Below are 23,145 nucleotides of genomic sequence, written 5' to 3' on the forward strand. Positions count from 1 at the left end.
GAGGGTTAACTGTCGTCAGGCGCGATCTACGGTAAACGCAATCACATCGCCAAGCTGCTCTGCGCCCAGGGCCAGCATCACCAGACGGTCAACACCCAGCGCCACGCCGGAGCAATCCGGCAGGCCCGCTTTTAATGCTTCAAGCAAATTCACATCAATAGGCTGCTGCGGCAGACCGCGCGCGGCGCGCTTGCGGTTATCCTGCTCGAAGCGCTGCTGCTGCTCGCGGGCATCCGTCAGTTCGTGGAAGCCGTTTGCCAGCTCGATGCCTTTGTAATAGACCTCAAAACGCTCTGCGACACGATGATCTTCGGTACTGATCTGCGCCAGTGACGCCTGGCTTGCCGGGAAGTGATAGACAAACGTCGGACGATCTTTGCCAATCTGCGGTTCAACACCGAAGGTAAACAGCAGCTGCAGCAGCGTGTCGCGATCCTCTTCGGTATCCGCCACGTTGCTCAAATCCAGTTTTGCCGCCACTTCGCGCAGCTGGGTTTTGTCAGCCGATAGCGGATCGATTTCCAGATGGCGCTGGAAAGCCTGCTGATAGGAGAGCGTTTCGGCTTCCGAGCATTCCAGAACCTGCTGCAGCAGATCGTCCACCTCATTCATCAGGCGGTACATATCATAATGCGGGCGGTACCACTCCAGCATGGTGAATTCCGGGTTGTGGTGACGCCCCATCTCTTCATTACGGAAGCTGCGGCACAGCTGATACACCGGACCGCATCCCGCCGCCAGCAGGCGTTTCATGTGGTATTCCGGGCTGGTCATCAGATACAAATTCATGCCCTGAGAGTGGCCGGGGCCAACAAAACGGGTTTCAAACGGCACCAGATGAATATCCGTTACCGTTGCCTGACTCATGCACGGCGTTTCCACCTCCAGGACTCCGCGGTCGGCAAAGAAACGGCGGATCTCCGCCATAATTGCAGCGCGTTTTAACAGATTAGGGATGGATGCGCTCGGCTGCCAGGTGGCCGTTTCGCTCATGAGTTGTTCTCCGATTTCAGACAAGGGCACGAAGTCTACTCGTTAGCAGGGGCAGAGACAAATTTTGCGCAGTAAAAAAGCGCATTTCATTTAGGTGAACTTTTTCGTGACGTATTTCATCAATCTTCATGATAAATCGCCGTACAGAACAGCAAAAAAATCGAACACGTCAAATTTCCCTGACATCTACACGGTTATACTGTTTTACCCATAAAGGAGCAGTGGAAACGCTTTCGCAATCGTCCTTTTGGACGGGTGAACTACCTTTAGTTTGTCGCGTTGCGAAATAACAAAAATCTGGAGGAATGTCGTGCAAACTTTTCAAGCCGATCTTGCCGTAATAGGCGCTGGCGGGGCTGGATTACGTGCTGCGATTGCTGCAGCACAAGCTAATCCCAACGCTAAAATCGCATTGATTTCAAAAGTCTATCCAATGCGTAGTCACACAGTGGCAGCAGAAGGAGGGTCCGCCGCCGTTGCGCAGGATCATGACAGCTTTGAATACCATTTCCACGACACGGTTGCAGGGGGCGACTGGCTTTGCGAACAGGATGTCGTTGACTACTTTGTGCACCATTGTCCCACGGAAATGACCCAGCTTGAACAGTGGGGATGTCCGTGGAGCCGCCGTCCGGACGGCAGCGTCAACGTTCGCCGCTTTGGCGGTATGAAGATTGAACGCACCTGGTTCGCCGCCGATAAAACCGGCTTCCACATGCTGCACACCCTGTTCCAGACCTCCCTCCAGTTCCCACAAATTCAGCGCTTCGATGAACATTTCGTCCTCGACATTCTGGTTGATGACGGGCAGGCGCGTGGCCTGGTGGCGATGAACATGATGGAAGGCACGCTCGTCCAGATCCGCGCCAACGCCGTAGTGATGGCGACGGGCGGTGCGGGTCGCGTTTATCGCTACAACACCAACGGCGGCATCGTCACCGGTGACGGCATGGGCATGGCGCTCGGCCACGGCGTACCGCTGCGCGATATGGAGTTCGTGCAGTATCACCCAACCGGTCTGCCGGGCTCCGGCATTCTGATGACGGAAGGCTGCCGCGGTGAAGGCGGTATTCTGGTCAATAAAAACGGCTATCGCTATCTGCAGGATTACGGCATGGGCCCGGAAACCCCGCTCGGCGAGCCGAAGAACAAATACATGGAACTCGGCCCGCGCGACAAAGTCTCTCAGGCCTTCTGGCACGAGTGGCGCAAAGGCAACACCATCTCCACGCCGCGCGGCGATGTGGTCTATCTCGACCTGCGTCACCTTGGCGAGAAGAAACTGCTGGAACGTCTGCCGTTCATCTGCGAGCTGGCGAAAGCCTACGTCGGCGTCGACCCGGTGAAAGAGCCGATTCCGGTGCGTCCAACCGCGCACTACACCATGGGCGGGATCGAAACCGACCAGCAGTGCGAAACCCGAATTAAAGGCCTGTTCGCCGTCGGCGAGTGTTCCTCCGTGGGTCTGCACGGCGCCAACCGTCTCGGGTCTAACTCGCTGGCAGAGCTGGTCGTCTTTGGCCGCATGGCGGGCGAGCGCGCGATGGAGCGGGCGGCTACAGCAGGCGAAGCCAACGGTGCCGCGCTGGATGCGCAGGTCGCAGACGTTGAAAAACGCCTGAAAGATCTGGTGAACCAGGAGGGTAACGAGAACTGGTCTAAGATCCGCGACGAGATGGGCCTGTCGATGGAAGAAGGCTGCGGTATTTACCGTACGCCAGAGCTGATGCAAAAAACCGTCGACAAGCTGGCGGAACTGCAGGAGCGCTTCAAGCGCGTGCGCATCACCGATACCTCCAGCGTATTCAACACCGACCTGCTCTACACCATCGAGCTGGGCCACGGCCTGAACGTCGCGGAATGTATGGCGCACTCTGCGCTGGCGCGTAAAGAGTCGCGTGGGGCCCACCAGCGTCTGGACGAAGGCTGTACCGAACGTGACGACGTCAATTTCCTGAAACACACTCTCGCCTGGCGCGATGCAGATGGCACCACACGTCTGGACTACAGCGACGTGAAAATCACTACGCTGCCGCCGGCTAAACGCGTGTACGGTGCAGAAGCAGAAGCCGCCGAGAAGAAGGAGAAGGCGAATGGCTGAGATGCAAAAAATGAAAGTTGAAGTGGTGCGCTACAATCCGGAAGTGGACGCCGCACCGCACAGCGCTTTCTATGAAGTCCCTTATGACGAGCAAACCTCCCTGCTGGATGCGCTCGGCTATATCAAAGACAACCTGGCGCCAGACCTGAGCTACCGCTGGTCCTGCCGTATGGCAATCTGCGGCTCCTGCGGCATGATGGTCAACAAGGTGCCGAAGCTGGCCTGTAAGACCTTCCTGCGCGAGTACACCAAAGGCATTAAGGTCGAAGCGCTGGGCAACTTCCCGATTGAACGCGATCTGGTGGTCGATATGACCCACTTTATCGAAAGCCTGGAAGCCATTAAGCCGTACATCATCGGTAATCCGCGCACGCCGGATCAGGGGCCGAATACCCAGACGCCGGCGCAGATGGCGAAATACCATCAGTTCTCCGGCTGCATCAACTGCGGCCTGTGCTACGCCGCCTGTCCACAGTTTGGCCTGAACAAGGAGTTCATCGGCCCGGCCGCCATTACCCTGGCGCACCGCTATAACGAAGACAGCCGCGACCACGGCAAAAAAGAACGTATGGCGCAGCTTAACAGCCAGAACGGCGTCTGGAGCTGTACCTTTGTGGGTTATTGCTCCGAAGTTTGTCCGAAGCACGTCGACCCGGCCGCCGCAATTCAACAGGGTAAAGTGGAAAGCTCGAAAGACTTTCTTATCGCTACCCTGAAACCACGCTAAGGAGTGCATGATGACGACTAAACGCAAAGCCTATGTGCGGCCTGTGCCGTCCACCTGGTGGAAAAACCTGCCGTTTTATCGCTTCTACATGCTGCGTGAAGGCACGGCGGTACCGGCGGTCTGGTTCAGTCTTGAGCTGATGTACGGCGTTTTTGCCCTCAAGCATGGCCCGGAAGCCTGGGCCAGCTTTGTCGGTTTCCTGCAAAACCCGATCGTTGTTGTTCTGAACCTGATCGTGCTCGCGGCCGCGCTGCTTCACACCAAAACCTGGTTTGAGCTGGCGCCAAAAGCGGCGAACATCATCGTAAAAGACGAGAAAATGGGGCCAGAGCCGGTGATTAAAGGGCTCTGGGCAGTGACGATTTTGGTCACTGTGGTCATTCTGTTTGTCGCATTGTTCTGGTAAGGAGACACCTGTGATCAATCCAAATCCAAAACGTTCTGACGAGCCGGTCTTCTGGGGCCTGTTTGGCGCAGGCGGCATGTGGAGTGCCATCATCGCCCCCGTCATCATTCTGCTGGTCGGCATTATGCTGCCGCTGGGGCTGTTCCCGGGCGATGCGCTGAGCTACGAGCGCGTGCTGGCGTTCGCGAGCAGCTTTATCGGCCGCGCGTTCATCTTCCTGATGATCGTCCTGCCGCTGTGGTGTGGCCTGCACCGTATTCACCATGCGATGCATGACCTGAAAATTCATGTACCGAGCGGGAAATGGGTGTTCTACGGTCTGGCGACCATCCTGACCGTGGTGACGCTGATTGCCGTGGTCACCATCTGACGCTTCTGGCCCGCCATCCGGCGGGCCTTTTATTTCTGCATCTTCCCCACCAGCCACTGGGCAAATTCGCGCATTGCGGGCGTTTCTGACCGTGACTGTAGCCTTGTCAGCCAGTAGCTGCCGAGGTCAATCTGCGTTGCAAACGGCTGTACGATGCGCTCGCTGCTGAGTAAATGGGTAAACATGTCGACAGGCGCAATGGCAATCCCTACGCCTGCCTGCGCAGCTTCCAGCATGGTCACGGACGAATCAAACACCATCACCCGGTGCGTCGGCGAGGGAGAGTGTTCGCCCGCTGCCTGCATCCACGCAGCCCACTCGTCGCGCCGGTAGGAGCGCAGCAGGGTAAACTTCAGGATATCTGCCGGGCTTTTGAGAACTGAGGCAATCTCGGGTGTACAGAGCGGAGACAGCGGCGCAGGGCAAAGGAATTCAGCATCGGTTCCATGCCACGCGCCGCCACCGTAGCGAATAGTGTAATCAAGCCCTTCGGCCGCTGGATCGACGCGATTGTTATGGGTGGAAAGCTGAAGATCAATATGCGGATAGCAGCGGCGAAAGTCCGCGAGCAGCGAGAATAAAACACCCGTGGCAAAAGTCCCTACCACACCTATTTTGAGCTTCTCCTGAGCGCGCTGGCTGGCAAAACGATCCAGCATTCCGGCGATGCGATCGAACGAGTCATTCAGCACCGGCAGCAAATTCTCGCCTTCGGTGGTCAACATCAGCCCTCGCGAAACGCGGACAAACAGCTGGCAATTAAGGTGCTGTTCCAGCGCCTTGACGTGCTGGCTAATCGCGGAATGGGTGACATTCAGCTCGATAGCGGCATGAGTAAAACTGAGATGCCTGGCGGCTGCTTCAAACGCCCGCAGGGAATTAAGAGGGAGATAGCTGCGCGTCATGGTCTCGTCCGTTAGAAAAATTAACAGCTAATGCTAAATTTAACCGTTTGTCAGCCATAGTCAAATCCAACAGACTACAGCGGTCTGACGGGCCCGGACACTCCCTTGAACTGCTATTACGGAAGATAAATGATGATGACTAAATCCCTTTGCTGCGCCCTGCTGCTCAGCACCTCCTGCTCGGTATTGGCTACCCCGATGTCAGAAAAACAGCTGGCTGAGGTGGTGGAGCGGACCGTTACGCCGCTGATGAAAGCGCAGGCCATTCCGGGTATGGCGGTGGCGGTGATTTATGAGGGTCAGCCGCACTACTTCACCTTCGGTAAAGCCGATGTTGCGGCGAACAAACCTGTCACTCCACAAACCTTGTTCGAACTGGGTTCTATAAGTAAAACCTTCACCGGCGTACTCGGTGGCGATGCCATTGCTCGGGGTGAAATATCGCTGGGCGATCCGGTGACAAAATACTGGCCTGAGCTGACAGGCAAGCAGTGGCAGGGGATCCGCATGCTGGATCTGGCAACCTATACCGCAGGAGGTTTGCCGTTACAGGTACCGGATGAGGTCACGGATAACGCCTCTCTGTTGCGCTTTTATCAAAACTGGCAGCCGCAGTGGAAGCCGGGCACCACGCGTCTTTACGCCAATGCCAGCATCGGTCTTTTTGGCGCGCTGGCGGTCAAACCTTCCGGCATGAGCTATGAGCAGGCCATAACGACGCGGGTCTTTAAGCCGCTCAAGCTGGACCATACGTGGATTAACGTTCCGAAAGCGGAAGAGGCGCATTACGCCTGGGGATACCGCGACGGTAAAGCGATACACGTTTCGCCAGGAATGCTGGACGCTGAAGCCTATGGCGTAAAAACCAACGTGCAGGATATGGCAAGCTGGGTGATGGTCAACATGAAGCCGGACTCCCTTCAGGATAATTCACTCAGGAAAGGCCTTACCCTGGCGCAGTCTCGCTACTGGCGCGTGGGGGCCATGTATCAGGGGTTAGGCTGGGAAATGCTTAACTGGCCGGTCGATGCCAAAACCGTGGTTGAAGGTAGCGACAATAAGGTTGCACTGGCACCGCTGCCTGCGAGAGAAGTGAATCCACCAGCGCCCCCGGTCAATGCATCCTGGGTCCATAAAACAGGCTCTACCGGCGGGTTTGGCAGCTACGTGGCATTTATTCCTGAAAAGCAGCTCGGTATTGTGATGCTGGCAAATAAAAGCTATCCGAACCCGGCACGCGTTGAGGCGGCATACCGTATTTTGAGCGCGCTGTAGTAAACATTGCCGGGTGGCGCTAACGCTTACCCGGCCTACAAAATCCACAGGGTGGCCACCCGGCGAAACACACCGCACAAAAACCACATTTTTCTTGCCGTCATCTACACTTAACAAAAAACAGTAAGGAAACTCCTATGCGCATTCTGCCTGTTATCGCCGCGGTGACAGCCGCGTTTTTAGTGGTTGCCTGCAGTTCCCCTACCCCGCCTCCAGGCGTTACCGTCGTCTCGCCTTTTGATGCACAACGCTTCCTTGGAACATGGTATGAAATCGCGCGCCTCGACCATCGGTTTGAGCAGGGCTTAGAGAAGGTCACTGCGAATTACAGCCCGATGGATGATGGCGGTATTCAGGTGATCAACCGGGGCTATAATCCCGATCGGGAGATGTGGCAGCAGTCGATTGGGAAAGCGTACTTCACGGGCGACCCGCGACGGGCCGCGCTCAAAGTCTCTTTCTTCGGCCCGTTTTATGGCGGCTATAACGTGATCGCGCTCGACAGAGAGTACCGTCACGCGCTGGTCTGCGGGCCGGATCGCGACTATCTGTGGATACTTTCCCGCACGCCAACTATTTCGTCAGAAATGAAACAGCAGATGCTGGACGTCGCGACCCGGCAAGGGTTTGATGTGTCAAAACTTATTTGGGTAAAACAACCCCATTAATGGGTACTGAGCTTCAGCCCAACGATCCCGGCCACAATCAAGGCGAGGCTGGCGATACGCGCCAGACTCGCTGACTCTCCCAGCAGCAGAATGCCGGTGATGGCGGCCCCCACCGCACCAATGCCCGTCCAGACGGCATAAGCCGTTCCCACAGGCAGCGAGCGCATTGCCCAGGATAACAGGACAATACTCACGATCATCGCGGTGACGGTTATGACGCTGGGCGTCAGGCGGGTAAATCCGTGGGTGTACTTGAGACCAATTGCCCATACCACTTCGAGCAGGCCAGCAATAAAAAGAATAATCCAGGACATTTCAGGCTCCTTAACTTAATACAAGTTGGGGCCGTCCCCGGTGAAAGAAACGCTTACGGGTCGTCCCGTAAGGCAGAGATTACGCCCCATATTGTGGTTAGCGTGCTATTTTTTTTCAATCATTTTTTGCTGAACACGTTAAGGCAAGAAATAGCCGCAGTATGGCGCGTAGTTCCGGCATTTAGCACTCATCCGACTTCTCTATGATGATGTGCTTTCTGATGGCAGGAAGCCAAACCACTAGCCGACTGCGAATAAAATATGTTCAAAATTCTTTTGATTGACCGTTGTCACTTCACCCGCACAGGGTTTGAAGCATGGCTCAATCATTCCGGTTTGTTCCCGGGACACTACGTTGTGACCGGGTTAAATAATCTGTTCCTTGCCAGGGAGCACATTCTGCAATGGAAACCCACGCTGGTTATCGCCGATCTTTACGGCTTCAGGCAGGATATTCATCATTTTCAGCAGCTCTCGTCGTTGCTGAGTGCCAGTGAACGATTACCGTTTATTTTGCTGCAATCGGGAGAGGACCGCGGCATGACCGACTGGCTCGGACAGTTCCCGGTGTGGTCGTCGCTGTTGAAAAACGCCAGTCTCGAAGAAGTGGCAACGACGATCAACGACGCATTAATCTCACGCGCCAGCGCTGACAGGCCAACGGCGGCGGCCCCCTTGCTGACCCGACAGGAAGAGAAAGTGCTGACATTGTGGATGGACGGTGCGAGCAATCAAAAAATTGCCGCTCACCTGAGTATCAACGGAAAAACGGTGTATACCTATAAACGCAATATCCGCATGAAATTGCATATGGATACGCGTTTTTCTCCGTTCTTATCCCTGCAGGAATCAGAAAGCTGACGGTACGAAACCCGCTGGTCTCGTACCGTATGTTAATTACTGCTGAGCTTTGGTTGCCGCACCAGAGATTGCGCTACCACCTTCAGAAATGTCCTGACCGACGCCACGCGTGGTATTACAGGCTGTTAAGACTGAAGAAAGTACCAGGACTGAAAAGATCGCTGCAATTGTTTTCTTAACCATAATATCTTCCTTTTATAGCCAAAGTTGTTTTGTGTATAGCAACTTAAGAATAGACAAGATCCCGCCGGTTGACGGAAAAGGAAGTATTTTTAGGAAAATTAGACGAACTTAGCTGGCGGCGCGAGAAATGATATGACCGAGATCCTGGATATCTTGTCCCATCCCACGGGTGGTGTTACAGCCGGAAAGTAATGCACTGGAAAGCGCTAACAGAAGCAGAATTTTAACGGTACGTTTCATTATCCCTGCCTGCAAAAATCAGGCGCAGCGGGCGCTGCGCCTTCAATCATGACGTAAATTACTTCACGCGGGATACGTATTCGCCGGAGCGGGTATCCACTTTGATCACTTCGCCAGTCTGTACGAACAGTGGAACTTTAACCACTGCGCCGGTAGACAGTTTGGCTGGTTTACCACCGGTACCTGCGGTATCACCTTTCAGACCTGGATCGGTTTCAACGATTTCCAGTTCAACGAAGTTTGGTGGGGTCACAGCGATAGGCTGGCCGTTCCACAGGGTCACGATGCACTCAGCCTGATCCAGCAGCCATTTAGCGCTATCACCTACCGCTTTCTCATCAGCAGACAGCTGTTCGAAAGTGGAGTTGTTCATGAAATGCCAGAACTCACCGTCGTTGTACAGATAGGTTAGGTTCATATCAACAACATCAGCGCCTTCAGCGGAGTCAGTAGACTTGAAGGTTTTCTCAACACGGGTACCGGTCAGCAGACGGCGCAGCTTAACGCGTGCGAATGCCTGGCCTTTACCTGGTTTAACGAATTCGCTGGCTTCAACCGCGTACGGTTCGCCGTCCATCATGATTTTAAGACCAGCACGAAAATCGTTGCTATAGTACGTTGCCATAAGGCCCTCTAAATTTGTTAACTGGTAGCTAAGCCACAAAATGGCGCATATTGTAACCCTAAACACCCCGTCCAGAGAAGATTGGTTATCGCAACTTGCCGATGTAATCACCAGTCCTGATGAATTGCTGCGTCTTTTAGACCTCGATCAGCACCCAGAGTTGCTTGCAGGCCGAGAGGCAAAGCGCCTTTTCGCCCTGCGCGTTCCCCGTGCGTTTGTGGCGCGAATGGAGAAAGGCAACCCCGACGATCCACTTTTAAAACAAACGCTTACTTCGCATGATGAGTTTGTCAGCGCGCCGGGATACAGCACCGACCCGCTGGAAGAGCAGAACAGCGTGGTGCCGGGTTTACTGCACAAGTATCTCAACCGCGCCCTGCTGCTGGTAAAAGGCGGTTGCGCGGTAAATTGTCGTTATTGCTTCCGTCGGCACTTCCCCTATGCCGAAAACCAGGGCAATAAACGCAACTGGCAGGTCGCGCTGGACTATATCGCCGCCCATCCGGAGCTGGATGAGATTATTTTTTCCGGCGGTGACCCGCTGATGGCAAAAGATCATGAGCTGGACTGGCTGCTGACCCAGCTTGAAGCCATTCCGCACATTAAGCGCCTGCGTATTCACAGCCGTTTACCGATTGTCATTCCGGCACGTGTCACTGACGGCCTGGTGTTACGCCTGGAGCAGTCAAGATTGCAGGTGCTGCTGGTGAACCATATCAACCACGCGAACGAAATTGACGATGACTTTCGCGCGGCGATGGCGCGTCTGCGTAAAGCGGGCGTGACGCTGCTGAACCAGAGCGTGCTGCTGCGCGGCGTGAACGACAGCGCCCGCGTGCTGGCTGACCTGAGCAATGCCCTGTTTGATGCGGGCGTGATGCCCTATTACCTGCACGTGCTGGATCGCGTTCAGGGCGCGGCCCATTTCATGGTGACGGATGAAGAAGCCCGGCAGATTATGCGCGAACTGTTAACGCTGGTCTCAGGCTATATGGTGCCGAAGCTGGCACGCGAGATTGGCGGAGAGCCGAGCAAGACGCCGCTGGATTTGCAGCTGCGGCAGCACTAGTTTCCCCTCACCCTAACCCTCTCCCACAGGGAGAGGGAAAAGGCAATCAGTTCGGGCACTTGTAGACCTGGCCGTTCATCTGGCTGGCGGTCGGCACGAAGCTGGACAGCATACTCTGCGTTGGGCTGCTCACGCCGTAAATCACGTTACCGCCCATTGCCGCAGCCTGGTTACGCAGGGCATTCGCCGCACCGCGCATCGAGCCACCTTCCTCGCCATGCTGACCTGACATCCAGTTACTTTGCTCACCGGTTGCCGTGCCTAACAGCTGGCATTCACTGCCAGGCTTATCTTCCACAAAGCGAACGCCCTGGCCCGCTGCCGACAGCTCATTGCTGGAGCTACAACCCGCCAGCAGCAATGCTGCCCCTACAATCCCTGCACAGACTTTTACGCGCATGTTATTCCTCGTTTTCAATAAGCTGGACAGTAGTTGTCCGTGTGTAAATCTTATACCTAAAAGATGACCAAAAGAAAAACCCCCGAGCATTTCTGCCCGGGGGTTTTTCACATTCTACGACGTAGAACGCACGATTACATCATGCCGCCCATACCGCCCATGCCGCCCATGCCAGCAGCACCTAAGTCAGGTGCATCGCCTTTAGGCAGGTCGGTTACCATGCACTCGGTGGTGATCATCAGGCCAGCGACAGATGCCGCGTACTGCAGAGCAGAACGGGTCACTTTCGTTGGGTCCAGGATACCGAAGTCGATCATGTTGCCGTATTCTTCAGTTGCTGCGTTGTAACCGTAGTTACCTTCGCCCGCTTTCACGTTGTTCGCAACCACAGATGGCTCTTCACCGGCGTTAGAAACGATCTGACGCAGAGGGGCTTCCATTGCGCGCAGCGCAACTTTGATACCCACGTTCTGATCTTCGTTCTGTGCGGTCAGGCCTGCCAGTTTAGCGGCAACACGCACCAGCGCAACACCACCACCAGCAACCACGCCTTCTTCTACCGCTGCACGGGTCGCATGCAGGGCATCGTCAACGCGTGCTTTTTTCTCTTTCATTTCAACTTCGGTAGCTGCACCGACTTTGATTACCGCAACGCCGCCAGCCAGTTTCGCTACGCGCTCCTGCAGTTTTTCACGGTCGTAATCGGAAGTCGCTTCTTCGATCTGCTTACGGATCTGACCCACGCGGCCCTGAATAGCGGCTTCTTCACCCACACCGTCGATGATGGTGGTGGTGTCTTTGTTGATCACAACGCGTTTCGCCTGGCCCAGGTCTTCCAGGGTCGCTTTTTCCAGCTCCATACCGATCTCTTCAGAGATCACGGTACCGCCGGTCAGGGTAGCGATATCCTGCAGCATCGCTTTACGGCGATCGCCGAAGCCAGGTGCTTTAACAGCAGCCACTTTCACGATGCCGCGCATGGTGTTAACCACCAGGGTCGCCAGCGCTTCGCCTTCAACATCTTCAGCGATGATAACCAGAGGCTTGCCTGCTTTCGCAACGGCTTCCAGTACTGGCAGCATTTCGCGGATGTTGGAGATTTTCTTGTCAGCCAGCAGGATGAACGGGCTTTCCAGCTCAACAGCACCCGTTTCTGGCTTGTTGATGAAGTATGGGGACAGGTAACCGCGGTCGAACTGCATACCTTCAACCACGTCCAGTTCGTCTTCCAGACCGGTACCGTCTTCAACGGTGATCACACCTTCTTTACCGACTTTGTCCATCGCTTCAGCGATCAGTTTACCTACGGTTTCATCGGAGTTAGCGGAGATAGTACCAACCTGAGCAATGGCTTTAGAGTCAGAGCATGGTACGGACAGTGCTTTCAGCTCTTCAACAGCGGAGGCGACAGCTTTGTCGATACCACGTTTCAGATCCATTGGGTTCATGCCCGCAGCAACGGCTTTCAGACCTTCGGTGATGATTGCCTGCGCCAGTACGGTCGCGGTGGTGGTACCGTCACCAGCAGCGTCGTTTGCTTTAGAGGCAACTTCTTTCACCATCTGCGCGCCCATGTTTTCGAACTTGTCTTCCAGCTCAATTTCACGTGCTACAGAAACACCATCTTTGGTGATGGTTGGCGCGCCGAAGGATTTATCCAGCACTACGTTGCGGCCTTTCGGGCCCAGAGTCACTTTAACTGCATCTGCCAGTACGTTTACGCCGCGGAGCATTTTTACACGAGCGTCGTTACCGAATTTTACGTCTTTAGCTGCCATGTTCTTATTTCCTCAAATTCTCGTGCGTAAATTACGCTTCAACAATTGCCAGAATGTCGCTCTCGGACATGATCAACACTTCTTCATTGTCGATCTTCTCGGATTTCACGCCGTAGCCATCGTTGAAAATTACGATGTCACCAACTTTAACGTCCAGTGGCTGCACAGTTCCGTTTTCCAGGATGCGGCCCTTACCGACAGCGATGATTTCGCCACGCGTTGATTTGGCTGCTGCAGAACCGGTCAGAACGATGCCGCCAGCAGACTTGGTTTCAACTTCTTTACGTTTGACGATCACACGATCATGTAACGGACGAATACTCATTGATAGCTCTCCTTTGAGAAAGTCATTATCAGTTATGGATGACGCCGGCCCGCATGCGGTTTTCCGACTAGTGCCCTGAGAGATGGGGATAGCTTTTTCCCCCTTCAAGGGGGAGTCGAAAAAAAAATTTGCGAAAGTGTTACCATCGCCTCTCTTTTGGTACTGGCAGGGCGATGTGAATGAGTGGACTCAAGCAGGAGCTGGGGCTGGCGCAGGGCGTCGGACTGCTCTCAACCTCCTTGTTAGGTACGGGCGTGTTTGCCGTACCCGCACTGGCGGCTCTGGTGGCTGGAAATAATAGCCTGTGGGCGTGGCCGGCGCTGATTGTATTGGTTTTCCCGATAGCCATTGTGTTTGCCATCCTGGGGCGGCATTTCCCCAGCGCGGGCGGCGTGGCGCACTTTGTCGGACTGGCCTTTCGCCCGCGGCTACAGCGTGTCACCGGCTGGCTGTTTCTCTCCGTCATTCCGGTTGGCCTACCTGCGGCGTTGCATATTGCGACCGGCTTTGGTCAGGCGCTGTTTGGCTGGCATAACGAGCAGTTATTGCTGGCCGAACTGGGTACGCTGGCGATCGTCTGGTGGGTGGGTTCTCGAGGCGCCAGCTCCAGCGCCAACCTGCAGACGCTGGTTGCGGTGCTGATTGTCGCGCTCGTTGTCGCAATCTGGTGGGCGGGCGATATCACAATAAAGGAAATTCCCTTCCCTGCGCTGACAGACGTCGACGATTCCGAGCTTTTCGCCGCGCTCTCCGTCATGTTCTGGTGTTTTGTCGGCCTGGAAGCCTTTGCCCATCTGGCCTCTGAATTTAAGCAGCCTGAACGCGATTTCCCCCGCGCGCTGATGATAGGCCTGCTGCTGGCAGGTACGGTCTATTGGGCATGTACCGTGCTGGTCTTACACTTCCACGCGTTCGGAGCGGATCTCGCCGCCGCGGCATCGCTGCCGGGTATCGTGGTGGAACTGTTCGGCGTGAAGGCGCTGTGGATCGCCTGTGTCATCGGCTATCTCGCCTGTTTTGCCAGCCTCAATATTTATATCCAGAGCTTTGCCCGGCTGGTTTGGTCGCAGGCGCTCGACAAACCTGAGAATCGCCTCGCGCGCCTGTCTAAACGCCAGCTTCCGCTGAATGCCCTGAATACCGTACTGGGCTGCTGCGCGGTGAGCACGCTGTGTATTTACGCACTGAAGATTAATCTGGACGCGCTGATCGTCTACGCCAACGGCATTTTCATCATGATCTACCTGCTGTGCATGCTGGCGGGATGTCGTTTGCTGAAAGGTCGCTATAAAGCTCTGGCGGTCGTCGGGGGTTTGCTTTGCCTGCTGTTGCTGGCGATGGTGGGATGGAAGAGTCTGTACGCGATTATCATGCTGGCAGGGCTGTGGGTGTTTTTGCCGAAGCGCGGTGCGCTCCCGGAGGCCCGGTAGGCGAAGCGCCACCGGGCAACAAAATCACCGATCGTCTTTATGATCTAAACGGTCGTGCTGTTCATCCTTACGCTGATACTCCCCTTCAAAGGTATCGCCCGGCCCGGTGCTGAACCCGCCGCCCGGCATACGGCTAAAGCGCAGATGCGGCAGCAGCTTCATGGTCAGGTGTTTTTGCACCGGCGGCAGAAGCAGCAGCAGGCCGAGGAAGTCAGTGAAGAACCCCGGCAGGATCAGCAGCAGCCCCGCAATAATCAACGACACGCTTTTGATCATCTCTTCCGCCGGGCTTTCCCCTGCGGCCATCTTCTGCTGCATTATCAGGAAATTTTTGAAACCCTGATTACGCACCAGCGACATGCCGATGACGGAGGTGAAAATCACCAGAATCAGCGTCAGCAGGACGCCCAGCACATGGGCAACCTGGATGAAAATGGAAATTTCAATGTAAACATAGAGAAAGAAAGCAATAAACGGTATCCAGCGCACTGGCATCTCCTGTGTGGCAGAGGCCATAGGGCCCCTGTCTGAATGTGTTCGCGACGCGCGTTTGTATGAGATGGTGACGGTTAGCGAAAATTCAATCAGTTTGCACGGATATTTTTTTTGGAAATTTTAAAGCGGTGACCCATTTCACAGATTAATAATTATCATGGAATCGGCTCGATAATAAGTGATCCAGCTTACGGCAATTCGCTATCATCAGCATATGATCTCGAGCATCTGGCTGATTGAGGGAATAATCGTCGGTCAGAAAATATTCAAAACCACATAAATACTGTGTGTTTAGTACAATCCATCGGCAGCTTGAAAAGAAGGTTCACATGTTAAACAACATTCGTATCGAAGAAGACTTGTTGGGTACCAGGGAAGTTCCAGCGGATGCCTACTACGGTGTCCACACTCTGAGAGCGATTGAAAACTTCTACATCAGCAACAGCAAAATCAGCGACATCCCTGAGTTTGTCCGTGGCATGGTGATGGTGAAGAAAGCCGCAGCACTGGCCAACAAAGAGCTGCAAACCATTCCTAAAAGCGCGGCAAATGCGATTATCGCAGCCTGCGATGAAGTGCTGAACAACGGCAAATGCATGGACCAGTTCCCGGTTGACGTCTATCAGGGCGGCGCGGGCACCTCCGTCAACATGAATACCAACGAAGTACTGGCAAACATTGGCCTGGAGCTGATGGGTCACCAGAAAGGTGAATACCAGTACCTGAACCCGAACGATCACGTAAACAAATGCCAGTCTACTAACGACGCCTACCCTACCGGCTTCCGTATCGCGGTGTATGCCTCAGTGGTGAAACTGGTGGATGCGATCAACCAGCTGGGTGATGGCTTCCAGCGTAAAGCGGTTGAGTTCCAGGACATCCTGAAAATGGGTCGTACCCAGCTGCAGGACGCGGTGCCGATGACGCTCGGCCAGGAATTCCACGCGTTTAACGTACTGCTGAACGAAGAGACCAAAAACCTTCTGCGCACCTCCGAGCTGCTGCTGGAAGTGAACCTGGGCGCCACCGCCATCGGTACCCGTCTGAACACCCCGGATGGCTATCAGCAGCTGGCGGTACAGAAGCTGGCTGAAGTCTCTAACCTGCCGGTTGTGCCTGCAGAAGACCTGATCGAAGCCACCTCCGACTGCGGCGCCTACGTCATGGTACACAGCGCCCTGAAACGTCTGGCGGTGAAACTGTCCAAAATCTGTAACGACCTGCGCCTGCTCTCTTCCGGTCCGCGCGCTGGCCTGAATGAAATTAACCTGCCAGAGCTGCAGGCCGGTTCATCCATCATGCCAGCCAAGGTGAACCCGGTGGTGCCAGAAGTGGTGAACCAGGTTTGCTTCAAAGTCATCGGTAACGATACGACCGTGACCATGGCCTCTGAAGCGGGTCAGCTGCAGCTGAACGTGATGGAGCCAGTGATTGGCCAGGCGATGTTTGAATCCATCCACATCCTGACCAACGCCTGCTACAACCTGCTGGAAAAATGCATTAACGGCATCACGGCGAATAAAGAAGTCTGTGAGGGTTATGTCTACAACTCCATCGGGATCGTCACCTACCTCAACCCGTTCATCGGTCACCACAACGGTGATATCGTCGGTAAGATTTGCGCCGAAACCGGTAAGAGCGTACGTGAAGTGGTGCTGGAGCGCGGGCTGTTGACCGAAGCTGAGCTGGACGATATCTTCTCGGCCCAGAACCTGATGCACCCGGCATATAAAGCGAAACGATATACCGATGAAAGCGAACAGTAACCGTTCTGGCTAGGCTTCTTAAGGCACGTCACTTGTGACGTGCCTTTTTTCTTTTTAGGCGTTACCTAAATACAACAATTCAATATCAACTTGTTAATAAGCAAGGCAGGTCCTTATGTTTGGAGCAGAACTCGTCATCGTCTTGTTGGCGATTTATTTGGGAGCAAGACTCGGGGGTATCGGCATCGGTTTTGCCGGCGGTCTCGGGGTGCTCGTTCTTACCCTTATCTTTCAGATTAAACCCGGCGCAATCCCGTTCGACGTTATCGAAATCATCATGGCAGTTATTGCCGCTATCGCCGCCATGCAGGTGGCAGGCGGTATGGACTACCTGGTCAGCCTGGCGGAGCGTATGCTGCGCCGCCATCCAAAATACATTACCTTCCTTGCCCCGCTGGTGACCTGGTTTATGACCATTCTCGCCGGTACGGGCCACACCGCCTTCTCTACGCTGCCGGTGATTACCGAAGTGGCGAAAGAGCAGGGTATCCGTCCGTCTCGTCCGCTCTCTATTGCCGTCGTCGCGTCCCAGATTGCGATTACCGCCTCACCGATTTCCGCTGCGGTGGTCTTCTTCGCCGGTATCCTTGAGCCGATGGGCGTGAGCTACCTGACGCTGCTGGCGATCTGTATCCCGGTGACGCTGATCGCGGTGATGATCACTGCCGTGCTGTGTAACTTCCTCGGCGCCGAACTGAAAGACGATCCGGTTTACCAGGAACGCCTTGCCAAGGGTGAAGTGAGGCTGCGCGGCAGCCAGGTCTTCGAGCTGAAGCCGCACGCAAAACGTTCCGTGCTGCTGTTTCTGATCGGTATTGTCGCGGTGATGTTCTACGCGACCGCCATCAGCGACACCGTGGGCCTGATCCAGAACCCGGTCCTGCCGCGTAACGAAGCGATTGTGGTGTTTATGCTGACCATCGCGACGCTGATTAGCATCACCTGTAAAATCGACACCAGCGAAGTGCTGAACGCCAGCACCTTCAAATCAGGTATGAGCGCCTGCGTGTGCGTCCTCGGCGTAGCCTGGCTTGGTGATACCTTCGTGAAAGCGCACATCAGCGACATTCAGACCGTAGCAGGCGACCTGCTGCACAACTACCCGTGGCTGCTGGCGGTGGTGCTGTTCTTTGCCGCTACCCTGCTTTACTCCCAGGCGGCGACCACAAAAGCGTTGATGCCTGCGGCACTGATGCTGGGCGTTACGCCACTGACGGCGATTGCCTCTTTCGCGGCGGTTTCCGCCCTGTTCGTTCTGCCAACCTACCCAACCCTGCTGGCGGCGGTGGAGATGGACGACACCGGCTCAACACGTATCGGTAAGTATGTGTTTAACCACTCGTTCCTGATCCCGGGCGTGGTCGCCATTTCACTTTGCGTGATCCTCGGCTTTATCATTGGCGGCGTGGTGCTGTAAACGGTGAGTGGTTGTAAAAATAGTTAAAATCGGGCCGCTCTGCGGCCCGTTTCATTAATGACCAACCGCCTTGCGTGATATAGTGAAGCCTTTCGTGATGAGGAGGTCGACTTGTGAACACGCCTGATGCTGTTGTCGTACTGTGTACCGCCCCTGATGAAGCCTCTGCCCAGGATCTCGCCGCCAAAGTGCTGGCAGAAAAACTGGCAGCCTGCGTGACGCTCCTCCCCGGTGCCACCTCCCTTTATTACTGGGAAGGCAAGCTGGAGCAAGAGTACGAAGTCCAGATGTTGCTCAAAACCAATCTGGCGAATCAGCAGGCTCTCCTGGACTGCCTCAAATCTCATCATCCTTACCAAACTCCGGAACTGCTGGTGCTGCCAGTGGTCCACGGCGATAACGACTATCTCTCATGGCTCAACGCTTCCTTACGCTGATCCTGCTGCTGTGCAGCACGTCAGCTTTTGCCGGGTTGTTTGACGCGCCCGGCCGTTCGAACTTTATTCCTGCCGACCGGGCGTTCGTTTTCGACTTTCAGCAAAACCAGCACGATCTCAGTCTTACCTGGCAGGTGAAAGAGGGCTATTACCTCTACCGCAAGCAGGTGAGCATTACCCCTGCCCAGGCAAACGTAGGCGCATTACAGTTGCCCGCAGGCGAGTGGCACGAGGACGAGTTCTACGGCAAGAGTGAAATCTACCGCCAGCGCTTAAGCGTGCCCGTGACGGTGAATCAGGCCGATAAAGGTGCAACGCTGACGGTGACCTACCAGGGGTGCGCGGACGCGGGATTCTGCTATCCGCCGGAAACGAAAGTCGTGCCGCTTAGCGAAGTGAAAGCGACTGCTGCTGTAACGCCGGTCCCCTCTGTTGAGAAAACCAACGACAGCGCTGACCTTCCGTTCTCAGCGTTGTGGGCTTTACTGATTGGTATCGGCATTGCCTTTACGCCGTGCGTGTTGCCGATGTATCCGCTCATCTCTGGCATCGTGCTGGGCGGCAAACAGCGTCTTTCTACCGCCCGCGCGCTGCTGCTGGCTTTTATATACGTGCAGGGAATGGCGCTAACCTACACGGCGCTCGGCCTCGTGGTTGCCGCTGCCGGGTTACAGTTCCAGGCCGCACTGCAGCATCCTTACGTCCTTATTGGCCTGTCGGCGGTCTTCATCCTGCTGGCACTGTCGATGTTCGGCCTGTTTACCCTGCAGCTACCGTCGGCTTTGCAGACTCGCTTAACGCTGATGAGCAACCGTCAGCAGGGCGGCTCCGCAGGCGGCGTGTTCGCGATGGGTGCCATTGCTGGGCTGATATGCTCTCCCTGCACCACCGCGCCGCTGAGCGCCATCCTGCTCTATATCGCCCAGAGCGGTAACATGTGGCTCGGCGGCGGAACGTTGTACCTGTATGCCCTGGGCATGGGCCTGCCGCTGATTCTGGTCACGGTTTTCGGTAATCGACTTCTGCCGAAGAGCGGCCCGTGGATGGAGACGGTGAAAACCGCATTTGGCTTTGTCATCCTCGCGCTGCCGGTGTTCCTCCTTGAGCGTATCATCGGCGACGCCTGGGGTTTGCGCCTGTGGGCGATGCTCGGCGTAGCGTTCTTTACATGGGCGTTTATCTTCAGCCTGGGGGCGAAGAAGCCATGGATGCGCCTGGTGCAAATCCTGCTGCTGGCTGCCGCGCTGGTGAGCGTACGCCCTCTGCAGGACTGGGCGTTCGGCACACCGGTGGGTCAGATGCAAGCGCATCTGAACTTCACCCAGATTAAAAACGTGGATGAACTTAATAGCGCCCTGGCAGAGGCGAAAGGCAAACCGGTGATGCTCGATCTCTATGCCGACTGGTGTGTCACCTGCAAAGAGTTTGAAAAATATACTTTTAGCGATCCACAGGTGCAAAGCGCCCTGAAAGAGACCGTTTTGCTCCAGGCTAACGTGACCGCCAATAATGCGCAGGATAAGGCTCTGCTGAAGCAGCTTAACGTACTCGGGCTGCCAACCATTCTGTTCTTCAATCAACAGGGCCATGAGCAGCCTGAGCAGCGTGTAACCGGGTTTATGGATGCTGCCGCATTTAGCGCGCATTTGCGCAATCGCCAACCGTAAACAACACTTTAAACGGGACAAACCGTTGGGAATAGCGGAGGAGATAACCGTGCAACGTGAAGACGTACTGGGACAAGTCCTGCAACTACTTGAGATTCAAGGGATCGCCAGCACCACGCTTGAGATGGTAGCCGACCGTATCGATTATCCTCTGGATGAACTTAAGCGCTTCTGGCCGGATAAAGAGGCGCTACTCTATGATGCCCTGCGCTATCTCAGCCAGCAGGTTGATATCTGGCGCAGACAGCTGATGCTGAATGAAGAACTGACCGCGGAGCAAAAGCTGCTGGCGCGCTATACCGCGCTGACGGAATGCGTCAGCAACAACCGCTACCCGGGTTGTCTGTTCATCGCCGCCTGCACTTATTTTCCCGACCCAGGCCATCCTATCCACCAGTTGGCGGAGCAGCAAAAACGGGCGGCGCATGACTTCACCCACGAGCTGCTGACCACGCTGGAAGTCGATGACCCTGCGATGGTGGCTAAACAGATGGAGCTGGTGCTGGAAGGTTGCCTCAGCCGCATGCTGGTGAACCGTAGCCAGGCAGATGTGGATACGGCGCACCGCCTGGCGGAAGATATTCTACGCTTTGCCCAATGCAGAATGGGTGGAGCGCTGACCTAAGCCAGCATGCCCGCCCAGGCGGAGATGAGCAGACACAGCGCCATCAGACGCTGAAACCGCACCATCGCCACGGTGGTGCGAAAAATTCGGTTCACCGCTTTACCCAGCCACGCCCAGCACATCAAGCAGACTATTGAGATCAGCAGAAACCATAGCGCCATTAGCGCAATATCCCGCAATGCATGGTCGCCAGCAGGCGTAAACAGGCTGACGACGGCCAGCGCCATCATCCAGGTTTTGGGGTTCACGATCTGCAGCAGCGCCGCCGCCTGAGCGGTGAATCGGATACGGTGCTCAGCGGAGAGACGGGCAGCCGGGGCACGAAACAGCTGCCAGCTCATCCAGCTTAGCCACAGCACGCCTGTCCAGCTCATTATCTGACGTATCAGAGGGTACTGACGCAGCACTTCCCCCGCGCCCGCGCCGGATACCAGCACGATCGCACTGGCCGCGATACACCCGCCCAGAATAGCAGGTACGGTATTTTTTACGCCAAAGTGCTGGCTGTTCGTCAGCACGAGAATATTGGTCGGCCCCGGCGTAATGGAGGCGACAAATGCGAACAACAGAAAGGGTATCAAACTCACAGGTGGCTCCTTTTTATTAGAGCCATGAATGTGCCGTTATTTTTTGGAAACGTCTGGAAGGTTTGTGCACAACCGTCGGTAGTGTGCAGGAGAGATGCGGTAAGCACGCTGAAACCAACGCCCCAGATGGCTTTGATCGGCAAATCCCACTGCGGCAGCCACATCAACGGGCTGGTCGCCACGCGCCAGCAGCTGTCGGGCCTTTGCCAGACGAAGCTGAATAAGCCATGCGTGTGGCGCCAGGTTGAACTCGCGCTTAAAACAGCGCGTCAGGGTAAAGCGATCTGTGCCCGTCTCGCGCGCAAGATCTGACAGCCCCACGTTCTCACCGATATGGGCATAGAGATAGTCGCGCGCACGATGCGCCACGGCAGCGCTTTGTAACTGCGACGGCAGTTTCTTACGCCAGTGGCAGTGGGCGGTGATCCGGGAGAGCAGATTATCCATTGTGCTCTGCTGAACGATTTTCATCTCGTCATTATGCAGGGTGGAAAATGTCTCACCGATAGCGCGCACCAGCTGCGGCTCCCGCGTCAGCGTTTGGGCAAAGTGGAGTGAATAACTCCCTGGAGTAGATTCGTAAAGCCCCTGTAGCGCACGGGTAAGCCAGCGCTCATCAAGATAGAAGGTCAAATAGGTAAAGCCGCCCTCTACAGGCGCATCACCGTCGTGGATCTCGCCAGGCTCGAGGAGAAATGCGTCACCCGGCTGGCTACGATGACGCTCACGGCGGCAGTGAAACTGCTGCGTGCCAGAGAGGGTTATCCCTACCAGATAGCTATCGTGCCAGTGCGGATCAAAGGCATGCCCTTCGAAATGCGCTTTAATCGTCTCAATACCCGTTTCTGTATGCTGACGCAGTTCAAGCCAGTCATTTGCCATACTGCCCTCCTCTTGCTATCAGCATTGCCGTATTACACTGGTTATGTCTGGAAGATTTGTGCATTTTCACGGCGAAAGCGGACAGATTGCCGCAAACTTAAGCAGTCGAACAGCTTTTCCCGAAATAATGTTGACGATCGAGCGTGATTGCGGTTTAATGCGCTCCGTTGCCCGGATAGCTCAGTCGGTAGAGCAGGGGATTGAAAATCCCCGTGTCCTTGGTTCGATTCCGAGTCCGGGCACCACTATTTAAAGAACCCAGCCATAGGCTGGGTTTTTGCTTTTCTGCGTTTATACATCCCATCTTTGTATTCCTGTTTCTCTTTGCCGTGTGATCGTGCGTCTGCGTTGCCGGATGGCGGCTTTGCCTTTTTCGGTCTACTGAGCCCGCAGGCCCGGCAAGCACAGCGCCAACGGACTTTTCTGCGCACAAAGCAAAAAACCCCGCACCTTACGGTGCGGGGTTTTTCTATTTGATGCCTGGCAGTTCCCTACTCTCACATGGGGAGACCCCACACTACCATCGGCGCTACGGCGTTTCACTTCTGAGTTCGGCATGGGGTCAGGTGGGACCACCGCGCTAAAGCCGCCAGGCAAAT

At 55.3% G+C, this 23,145-nt stretch carries 26 protein-coding genes, 1 tRNA gene and 1 rRNA gene; 15 read left to right on the plus strand and 13 right to left on the minus strand.

What is annotated here, in order from left to right:
* Window positions 1-15 precede the first annotated feature (15 nt).
* The gene (gene epmA, locus ACMWLG_RS16310) at window positions 16-993 is read right to left on the minus strand and encodes an elongation factor P--(R)-beta-lysine ligase (protein ID WP_045404820.1); all 978 of its coding nucleotides are present in this window, start codon (window positions 991-993) and stop codon (window positions 16-18) included.
* A 310-nt stretch (window positions 994-1,303) separates the two neighbouring features.
* Between epmA and frdA the strand changes: the two genes are divergently transcribed.
* From frdA to frdD, 4 genes are read left to right on the plus strand one after another with little or no spacing between them, the layout of a single operon-like run.
* The gene (frdA, locus tag ACMWLG_RS16315) at window positions 1,304-3,094 is read left to right on the plus strand and encodes a fumarate reductase (quinol) flavoprotein subunit (RefSeq protein WP_023310125.1); all 1,791 of its coding nucleotides are present in this window, start codon (window positions 1,304-1,306) and stop codon (window positions 3,092-3,094) included.
* Complete coding sequence (locus tag ACMWLG_RS16320) at window positions 3,087-3,821, plus strand: succinate dehydrogenase/fumarate reductase iron-sulfur subunit (protein WP_023310124.1); 735 nt, start codon at window positions 3,087-3,089, stop codon at window positions 3,819-3,821. The genes frdA and ACMWLG_RS16320 overlap by 8 nt, the downstream gene beginning before the upstream one ends.
* A 10-nt stretch (window positions 3,822-3,831) precedes the next feature.
* A complete protein-coding gene (gene frdC, locus ACMWLG_RS16325; RefSeq protein WP_023310123.1) occupies window positions 3,832-4,227 on the plus strand; it encodes a fumarate reductase subunit FrdC in 396 nt (131 codons plus the stop codon).
* 10 nt (window positions 4,228-4,237) lie between these two features.
* Entirely contained in the window at window positions 4,238-4,597 is a 360-nt protein-coding gene (frdD, locus tag ACMWLG_RS16330) for a fumarate reductase subunit FrdD (protein ID WP_023310122.1), read from the plus strand.
* A 29-nt stretch (window positions 4,598-4,626) separates the two neighbouring features.
* On the opposite strand, the gene ampR is transcribed toward frdD, so the two are convergent.
* The gene (gene ampR / locus ACMWLG_RS16335) at window positions 4,627-5,502 is read right to left on the minus strand and encodes a LysR family transcriptional regulator AmpR (protein WP_023310121.1); all 876 of its coding nucleotides are present in this window, start codon (window positions 5,500-5,502) and stop codon (window positions 4,627-4,629) included.
* A gap of 132 nt (window positions 5,503-5,634) precedes the next feature.
* Between ampR and blaACT the strand changes: the two genes are divergently transcribed.
* Both blaACT and ACMWLG_RS16345 read left to right on the plus strand, forming a co-directional pair.
* Entirely contained in the window at window positions 5,635-6,777 is a 1,143-nt protein-coding gene (gene blaACT, locus ACMWLG_RS16340) for an ACT family cephalosporin-hydrolyzing class C beta-lactamase (protein WP_045404828.1), read from the plus strand.
* A gap of 137 nt (window positions 6,778-6,914) precedes the next feature.
* Window positions 6,915-7,445 (plus strand): lipocalin family protein, encoded by a 531-nt coding sequence (locus tag ACMWLG_RS16345; protein WP_023310119.1) that lies wholly within the window; start codon window positions 6,915-6,917, stop codon window positions 7,443-7,445.
* On the opposite strand, the gene sugE is transcribed toward ACMWLG_RS16345, so the two are convergent.
* The gene (gene sugE / locus ACMWLG_RS16350) at window positions 7,442-7,759 is read right to left on the minus strand and encodes a quaternary ammonium compound efflux SMR transporter SugE (protein ID WP_008502938.1); all 318 of its coding nucleotides are present in this window, start codon (window positions 7,757-7,759) and stop codon (window positions 7,442-7,444) included. The two genes, ACMWLG_RS16345 and sugE, sit on opposite strands and share 4 nt — an antisense overlap.
* A 261-nt stretch (window positions 7,760-8,020) precedes the next feature.
* On the opposite strand from sugE, the gene ACMWLG_RS16355 reads away from it, so the two are divergent.
* Entirely contained in the window at window positions 8,021-8,620 is a 600-nt protein-coding gene (locus ACMWLG_RS16355) for a helix-turn-helix transcriptional regulator (protein ID WP_023310118.1), read from the plus strand.
* A gap of 36 nt (window positions 8,621-8,656) precedes the next feature.
* Here ACMWLG_RS16355 and ecnB read toward each other — a convergent pair whose 3' ends face one another.
* From ecnB to efp, 3 genes are all read right to left on the minus strand, one after another.
* The gene (gene ecnB, locus ACMWLG_RS16360) at window positions 8,657-8,803 is read right to left on the minus strand and encodes a lipoprotein toxin entericidin B (RefSeq protein WP_003025482.1); all 147 of its coding nucleotides are present in this window, start codon (window positions 8,801-8,803) and stop codon (window positions 8,657-8,659) included.
* 108 nt (window positions 8,804-8,911) lie between these two features.
* Window positions 8,912-9,043 (minus strand): entericidin A/B family lipoprotein, encoded by a 132-nt coding sequence (locus ACMWLG_RS16365; RefSeq protein WP_045404821.1) that lies wholly within the window; start codon window positions 9,041-9,043, stop codon window positions 8,912-8,914.
* A gap of 58 nt (window positions 9,044-9,101) precedes the next feature.
* The gene (gene efp, locus ACMWLG_RS16370) at window positions 9,102-9,668 is read right to left on the minus strand and encodes an elongation factor P (RefSeq protein WP_008502940.1); all 567 of its coding nucleotides are present in this window, start codon (window positions 9,666-9,668) and stop codon (window positions 9,102-9,104) included.
* A 40-nt stretch (window positions 9,669-9,708) separates the two neighbouring features.
* Between efp and epmB the strand changes: the two genes are divergently transcribed.
* Window positions 9,709-10,737, plus strand: coding sequence for an EF-P beta-lysylation protein EpmB (gene epmB / locus ACMWLG_RS16375; protein WP_045404822.1), 1,029 nt, complete (start codon window positions 9,709-9,711; stop codon window positions 10,735-10,737).
* Window positions 10,738-10,783: 46 nt separating this feature from the next.
* On the opposite strand, the gene ACMWLG_RS16380 is transcribed toward epmB, so the two are convergent.
* The 3 genes from ACMWLG_RS16380 to ACMWLG_RS16390 all read right to left on the minus strand — a co-directional run bounded on the left by ACMWLG_RS16380 (window position 10,784) and on the right by ACMWLG_RS16390 (window position 13,240).
* On the minus strand, window positions 10,784-11,137 hold the full coding sequence (locus tag ACMWLG_RS16380; RefSeq protein ID WP_023310115.1) for a DUF4156 domain-containing protein: 354 nt from the start codon (window positions 11,135-11,137) through the stop codon (window positions 10,784-10,786).
* A 134-nt stretch (window positions 11,138-11,271) separates the two neighbouring features.
* Entirely contained in the window at window positions 11,272-12,915 is a 1,644-nt protein-coding gene (gene groL / locus ACMWLG_RS16385) for a chaperonin GroEL (RefSeq protein ID WP_023310114.1), read from the minus strand.
* A 31-nt stretch (window positions 12,916-12,946) separates the two neighbouring features.
* Window positions 12,947-13,240 (minus strand): co-chaperone GroES, encoded by a 294-nt coding sequence (locus ACMWLG_RS16390; protein ID WP_003855929.1) that lies wholly within the window; start codon window positions 13,238-13,240, stop codon window positions 12,947-12,949.
* Window positions 13,241-13,419: 179 nt separating this feature from the next.
* Between ACMWLG_RS16390 and yjeH the strand changes: the two genes are divergently transcribed.
* The gene (gene yjeH, locus ACMWLG_RS16395; RefSeq protein ID WP_045404823.1) at window positions 13,420-14,670 is read left to right on the plus strand and encodes an L-methionine/branched-chain amino acid transporter; all 1,251 of its coding nucleotides are present in this window, start codon (window positions 13,420-13,422) and stop codon (window positions 14,668-14,670) included.
* A 24-nt stretch (window positions 14,671-14,694) separates the two neighbouring features.
* On the opposite strand, the gene ACMWLG_RS16400 is transcribed toward yjeH, so the two are convergent.
* Window positions 14,695-15,159: an FxsA family protein gene (locus tag ACMWLG_RS16400; RefSeq protein ID WP_023616652.1), complete on the minus strand. Its 465-nt coding sequence runs from the start codon at window positions 15,157-15,159 to the stop codon at window positions 14,695-14,697.
* 335 nt (window positions 15,160-15,494) lie between these two features.
* Here ACMWLG_RS16400 and aspA point away from each other — a divergent pair, with 335 nt between their 5' ends.
* The 5 genes from aspA to ACMWLG_RS16425 all read left to right on the plus strand — a co-directional run bounded on the left by aspA (window position 15,495) and on the right by ACMWLG_RS16425 (window position 21,077).
* The gene (gene aspA / locus ACMWLG_RS16405; protein WP_003855923.1) at window positions 15,495-16,931 is read left to right on the plus strand and encodes an aspartate ammonia-lyase; all 1,437 of its coding nucleotides are present in this window, start codon (window positions 15,495-15,497) and stop codon (window positions 16,929-16,931) included.
* A 115-nt stretch (window positions 16,932-17,046) separates the two neighbouring features.
* Window positions 17,047-18,348 (plus strand): anaerobic C4-dicarboxylate transporter, encoded by a 1,302-nt coding sequence (locus ACMWLG_RS16410; RefSeq protein ID WP_414763007.1) that lies wholly within the window; start codon window positions 17,047-17,049, stop codon window positions 18,346-18,348.
* Window positions 18,349-18,461: 113 nt separating this feature from the next.
* The gene (gene cutA / locus ACMWLG_RS16415; RefSeq protein ID WP_014168278.1) at window positions 18,462-18,785 is read left to right on the plus strand and encodes a divalent cation tolerance protein CutA; all 324 of its coding nucleotides are present in this window, start codon (window positions 18,462-18,464) and stop codon (window positions 18,783-18,785) included.
* Entirely contained in the window at window positions 18,761-20,452 is a 1,692-nt protein-coding gene (locus ACMWLG_RS16420; RefSeq protein WP_414763008.1) for a protein-disulfide reductase DsbD, read from the plus strand. The genes cutA and ACMWLG_RS16420 overlap by 25 nt, the downstream gene beginning before the upstream one ends.
* Before the next feature lie 49 nt (window positions 20,453-20,501).
* Window positions 20,502-21,077 (plus strand): transcriptional regulator, encoded by a 576-nt coding sequence (locus ACMWLG_RS16425; RefSeq protein WP_045404825.1) that lies wholly within the window; start codon window positions 20,502-20,504, stop codon window positions 21,075-21,077.
* Here the strand turns inward: ACMWLG_RS16425 and ACMWLG_RS16430 are convergent.
* Together ACMWLG_RS16430 and ACMWLG_RS16435 are read right to left on the minus strand one after the other, a co-directional pair.
* Entirely contained in the window at window positions 21,074-21,664 is a 591-nt protein-coding gene (locus ACMWLG_RS16430; protein ID WP_045404826.1) for a LysE family translocator, read from the minus strand. The two genes, ACMWLG_RS16425 and ACMWLG_RS16430, sit on opposite strands and share 4 nt — an antisense overlap.
* 36 nt (window positions 21,665-21,700) lie before the next feature.
* Entirely contained in the window at window positions 21,701-22,546 is an 846-nt protein-coding gene (locus ACMWLG_RS16435) for an AraC family transcriptional regulator (protein ID WP_045404827.1), read from the minus strand.
* A gap of 169 nt (window positions 22,547-22,715) precedes the next feature.
* Here ACMWLG_RS16435 and ACMWLG_RS16440 point away from each other — a divergent pair.
* Window positions 22,716-22,791, plus strand: a tRNA-Phe gene (locus tag ACMWLG_RS16440).
* 233 nt (window positions 22,792-23,024) lie between these two features.
* On the opposite strand, the gene rrf is transcribed toward ACMWLG_RS16440, so the two are convergent.
* Window positions 23,025-23,140, minus strand: a 5S ribosomal RNA gene (gene rrf / locus ACMWLG_RS16445).
* Window positions 23,141-23,145 lie beyond the last annotated feature (5 nt).

The sequence above is a fragment of the Enterobacter sp. 01-M-02-SI-ECC genome (genome assembly GCF_047530595.1).
Lineage (GTDB): Bacteria > Pseudomonadota > Gammaproteobacteria > Enterobacterales > Enterobacteriaceae > Enterobacter > Enterobacter cloacae_M.

What these genes read in the sequence shown, in the direction of transcription:
- epmA (WP_045404820.1), bottom strand. Translation starts at nt 993, where the DNA reads ATGAGCGAAACGGCCACCTGGCAGCCGAGCGCATCCATCCCTAATCTG.
- ACMWLG_RS16320 (WP_023310124.1), top strand. Translation starts at nt 3,087, where the DNA reads ATGGCTGAGATGCAAAAAATGAAAGTTGAAGTGGTGCGCTACAATCCG.
- frdC (WP_023310123.1), top strand. Translation starts at nt 3,832, where the DNA reads ATGACGACTAAACGCAAAGCCTATGTGCGGCCTGTGCCGTCCACCTGG.
- ampR (WP_023310121.1), bottom strand. Translation starts at nt 5,502, where the DNA reads ATGACGCGCAGCTATCTCCCTCTTAATTCCCTGCGGGCGTTTGAAGCA.
- blaACT (WP_045404828.1), top strand. Translation starts at nt 5,635, where the DNA reads ATGATGACTAAATCCCTTTGCTGCGCCCTGCTGCTCAGCACCTCCTGC.
- ACMWLG_RS16345 (WP_023310119.1), top strand. Translation starts at nt 6,915, where the DNA reads ATGCGCATTCTGCCTGTTATCGCCGCGGTGACAGCCGCGTTTTTAGTG.
- sugE (WP_008502938.1), bottom strand. Translation starts at nt 7,759, where the DNA reads ATGTCCTGGATTATTCTTTTTATTGCTGGCCTGCTCGAAGTGGTATGG.
- ACMWLG_RS16355 (WP_023310118.1), top strand. Translation starts at nt 8,021, where the DNA reads ATGTTCAAAATTCTTTTGATTGACCGTTGTCACTTCACCCGCACAGGG.
- ecnB (WP_003025482.1), bottom strand. Translation starts at nt 8,803, where the DNA reads ATGGTTAAGAAAACAATTGCAGCGATCTTTTCAGTCCTGGTACTTTCT.
- ACMWLG_RS16365 (WP_045404821.1), bottom strand. Translation starts at nt 9,043, where the DNA reads ATGAAACGTACCGTTAAAATTCTGCTTCTGTTAGCGCTTTCCAGTGCA.
- efp (WP_008502940.1), bottom strand. Translation starts at nt 9,668, where the DNA reads ATGGCAACGTACTATAGCAACGATTTTCGTGCTGGTCTTAAAATCATG.
- epmB (WP_045404822.1), top strand. Translation starts at nt 9,709, where the DNA reads ATGGCGCATATTGTAACCCTAAACACCCCGTCCAGAGAAGATTGGTTA.
- ACMWLG_RS16380 (WP_023310115.1), bottom strand. Translation starts at nt 11,137, where the DNA reads ATGCGCGTAAAAGTCTGTGCAGGGATTGTAGGGGCAGCATTGCTGCTG.
- groL (WP_023310114.1), bottom strand. Translation starts at nt 12,915, where the DNA reads ATGGCAGCTAAAGACGTAAAATTCGGTAACGACGCTCGTGTAAAAATG.
- ACMWLG_RS16390 (WP_003855929.1), bottom strand. Translation starts at nt 13,240, where the DNA reads ATGAGTATTCGTCCGTTACATGATCGTGTGATCGTCAAACGTAAAGAA.
- yjeH (WP_045404823.1), top strand. Translation starts at nt 13,420, where the DNA reads ATGAGTGGACTCAAGCAGGAGCTGGGGCTGGCGCAGGGCGTCGGACTG.
- aspA (WP_003855923.1), top strand. Translation starts at nt 15,495, where the DNA reads ATGTTAAACAACATTCGTATCGAAGAAGACTTGTTGGGTACCAGGGAA.
- ACMWLG_RS16410 (WP_414763007.1), top strand. Translation starts at nt 17,047, where the DNA reads ATGTTTGGAGCAGAACTCGTCATCGTCTTGTTGGCGATTTATTTGGGA.
- ACMWLG_RS16420 (WP_414763008.1), top strand. Translation starts at nt 18,761, where the DNA reads ATGGCTCAACGCTTCCTTACGCTGATCCTGCTGCTGTGCAGCACGTCA.
- ACMWLG_RS16435 (WP_045404827.1), bottom strand. Translation starts at nt 22,546, where the DNA reads ATGGCAAATGACTGGCTTGAACTGCGTCAGCATACAGAAACGGGTATT.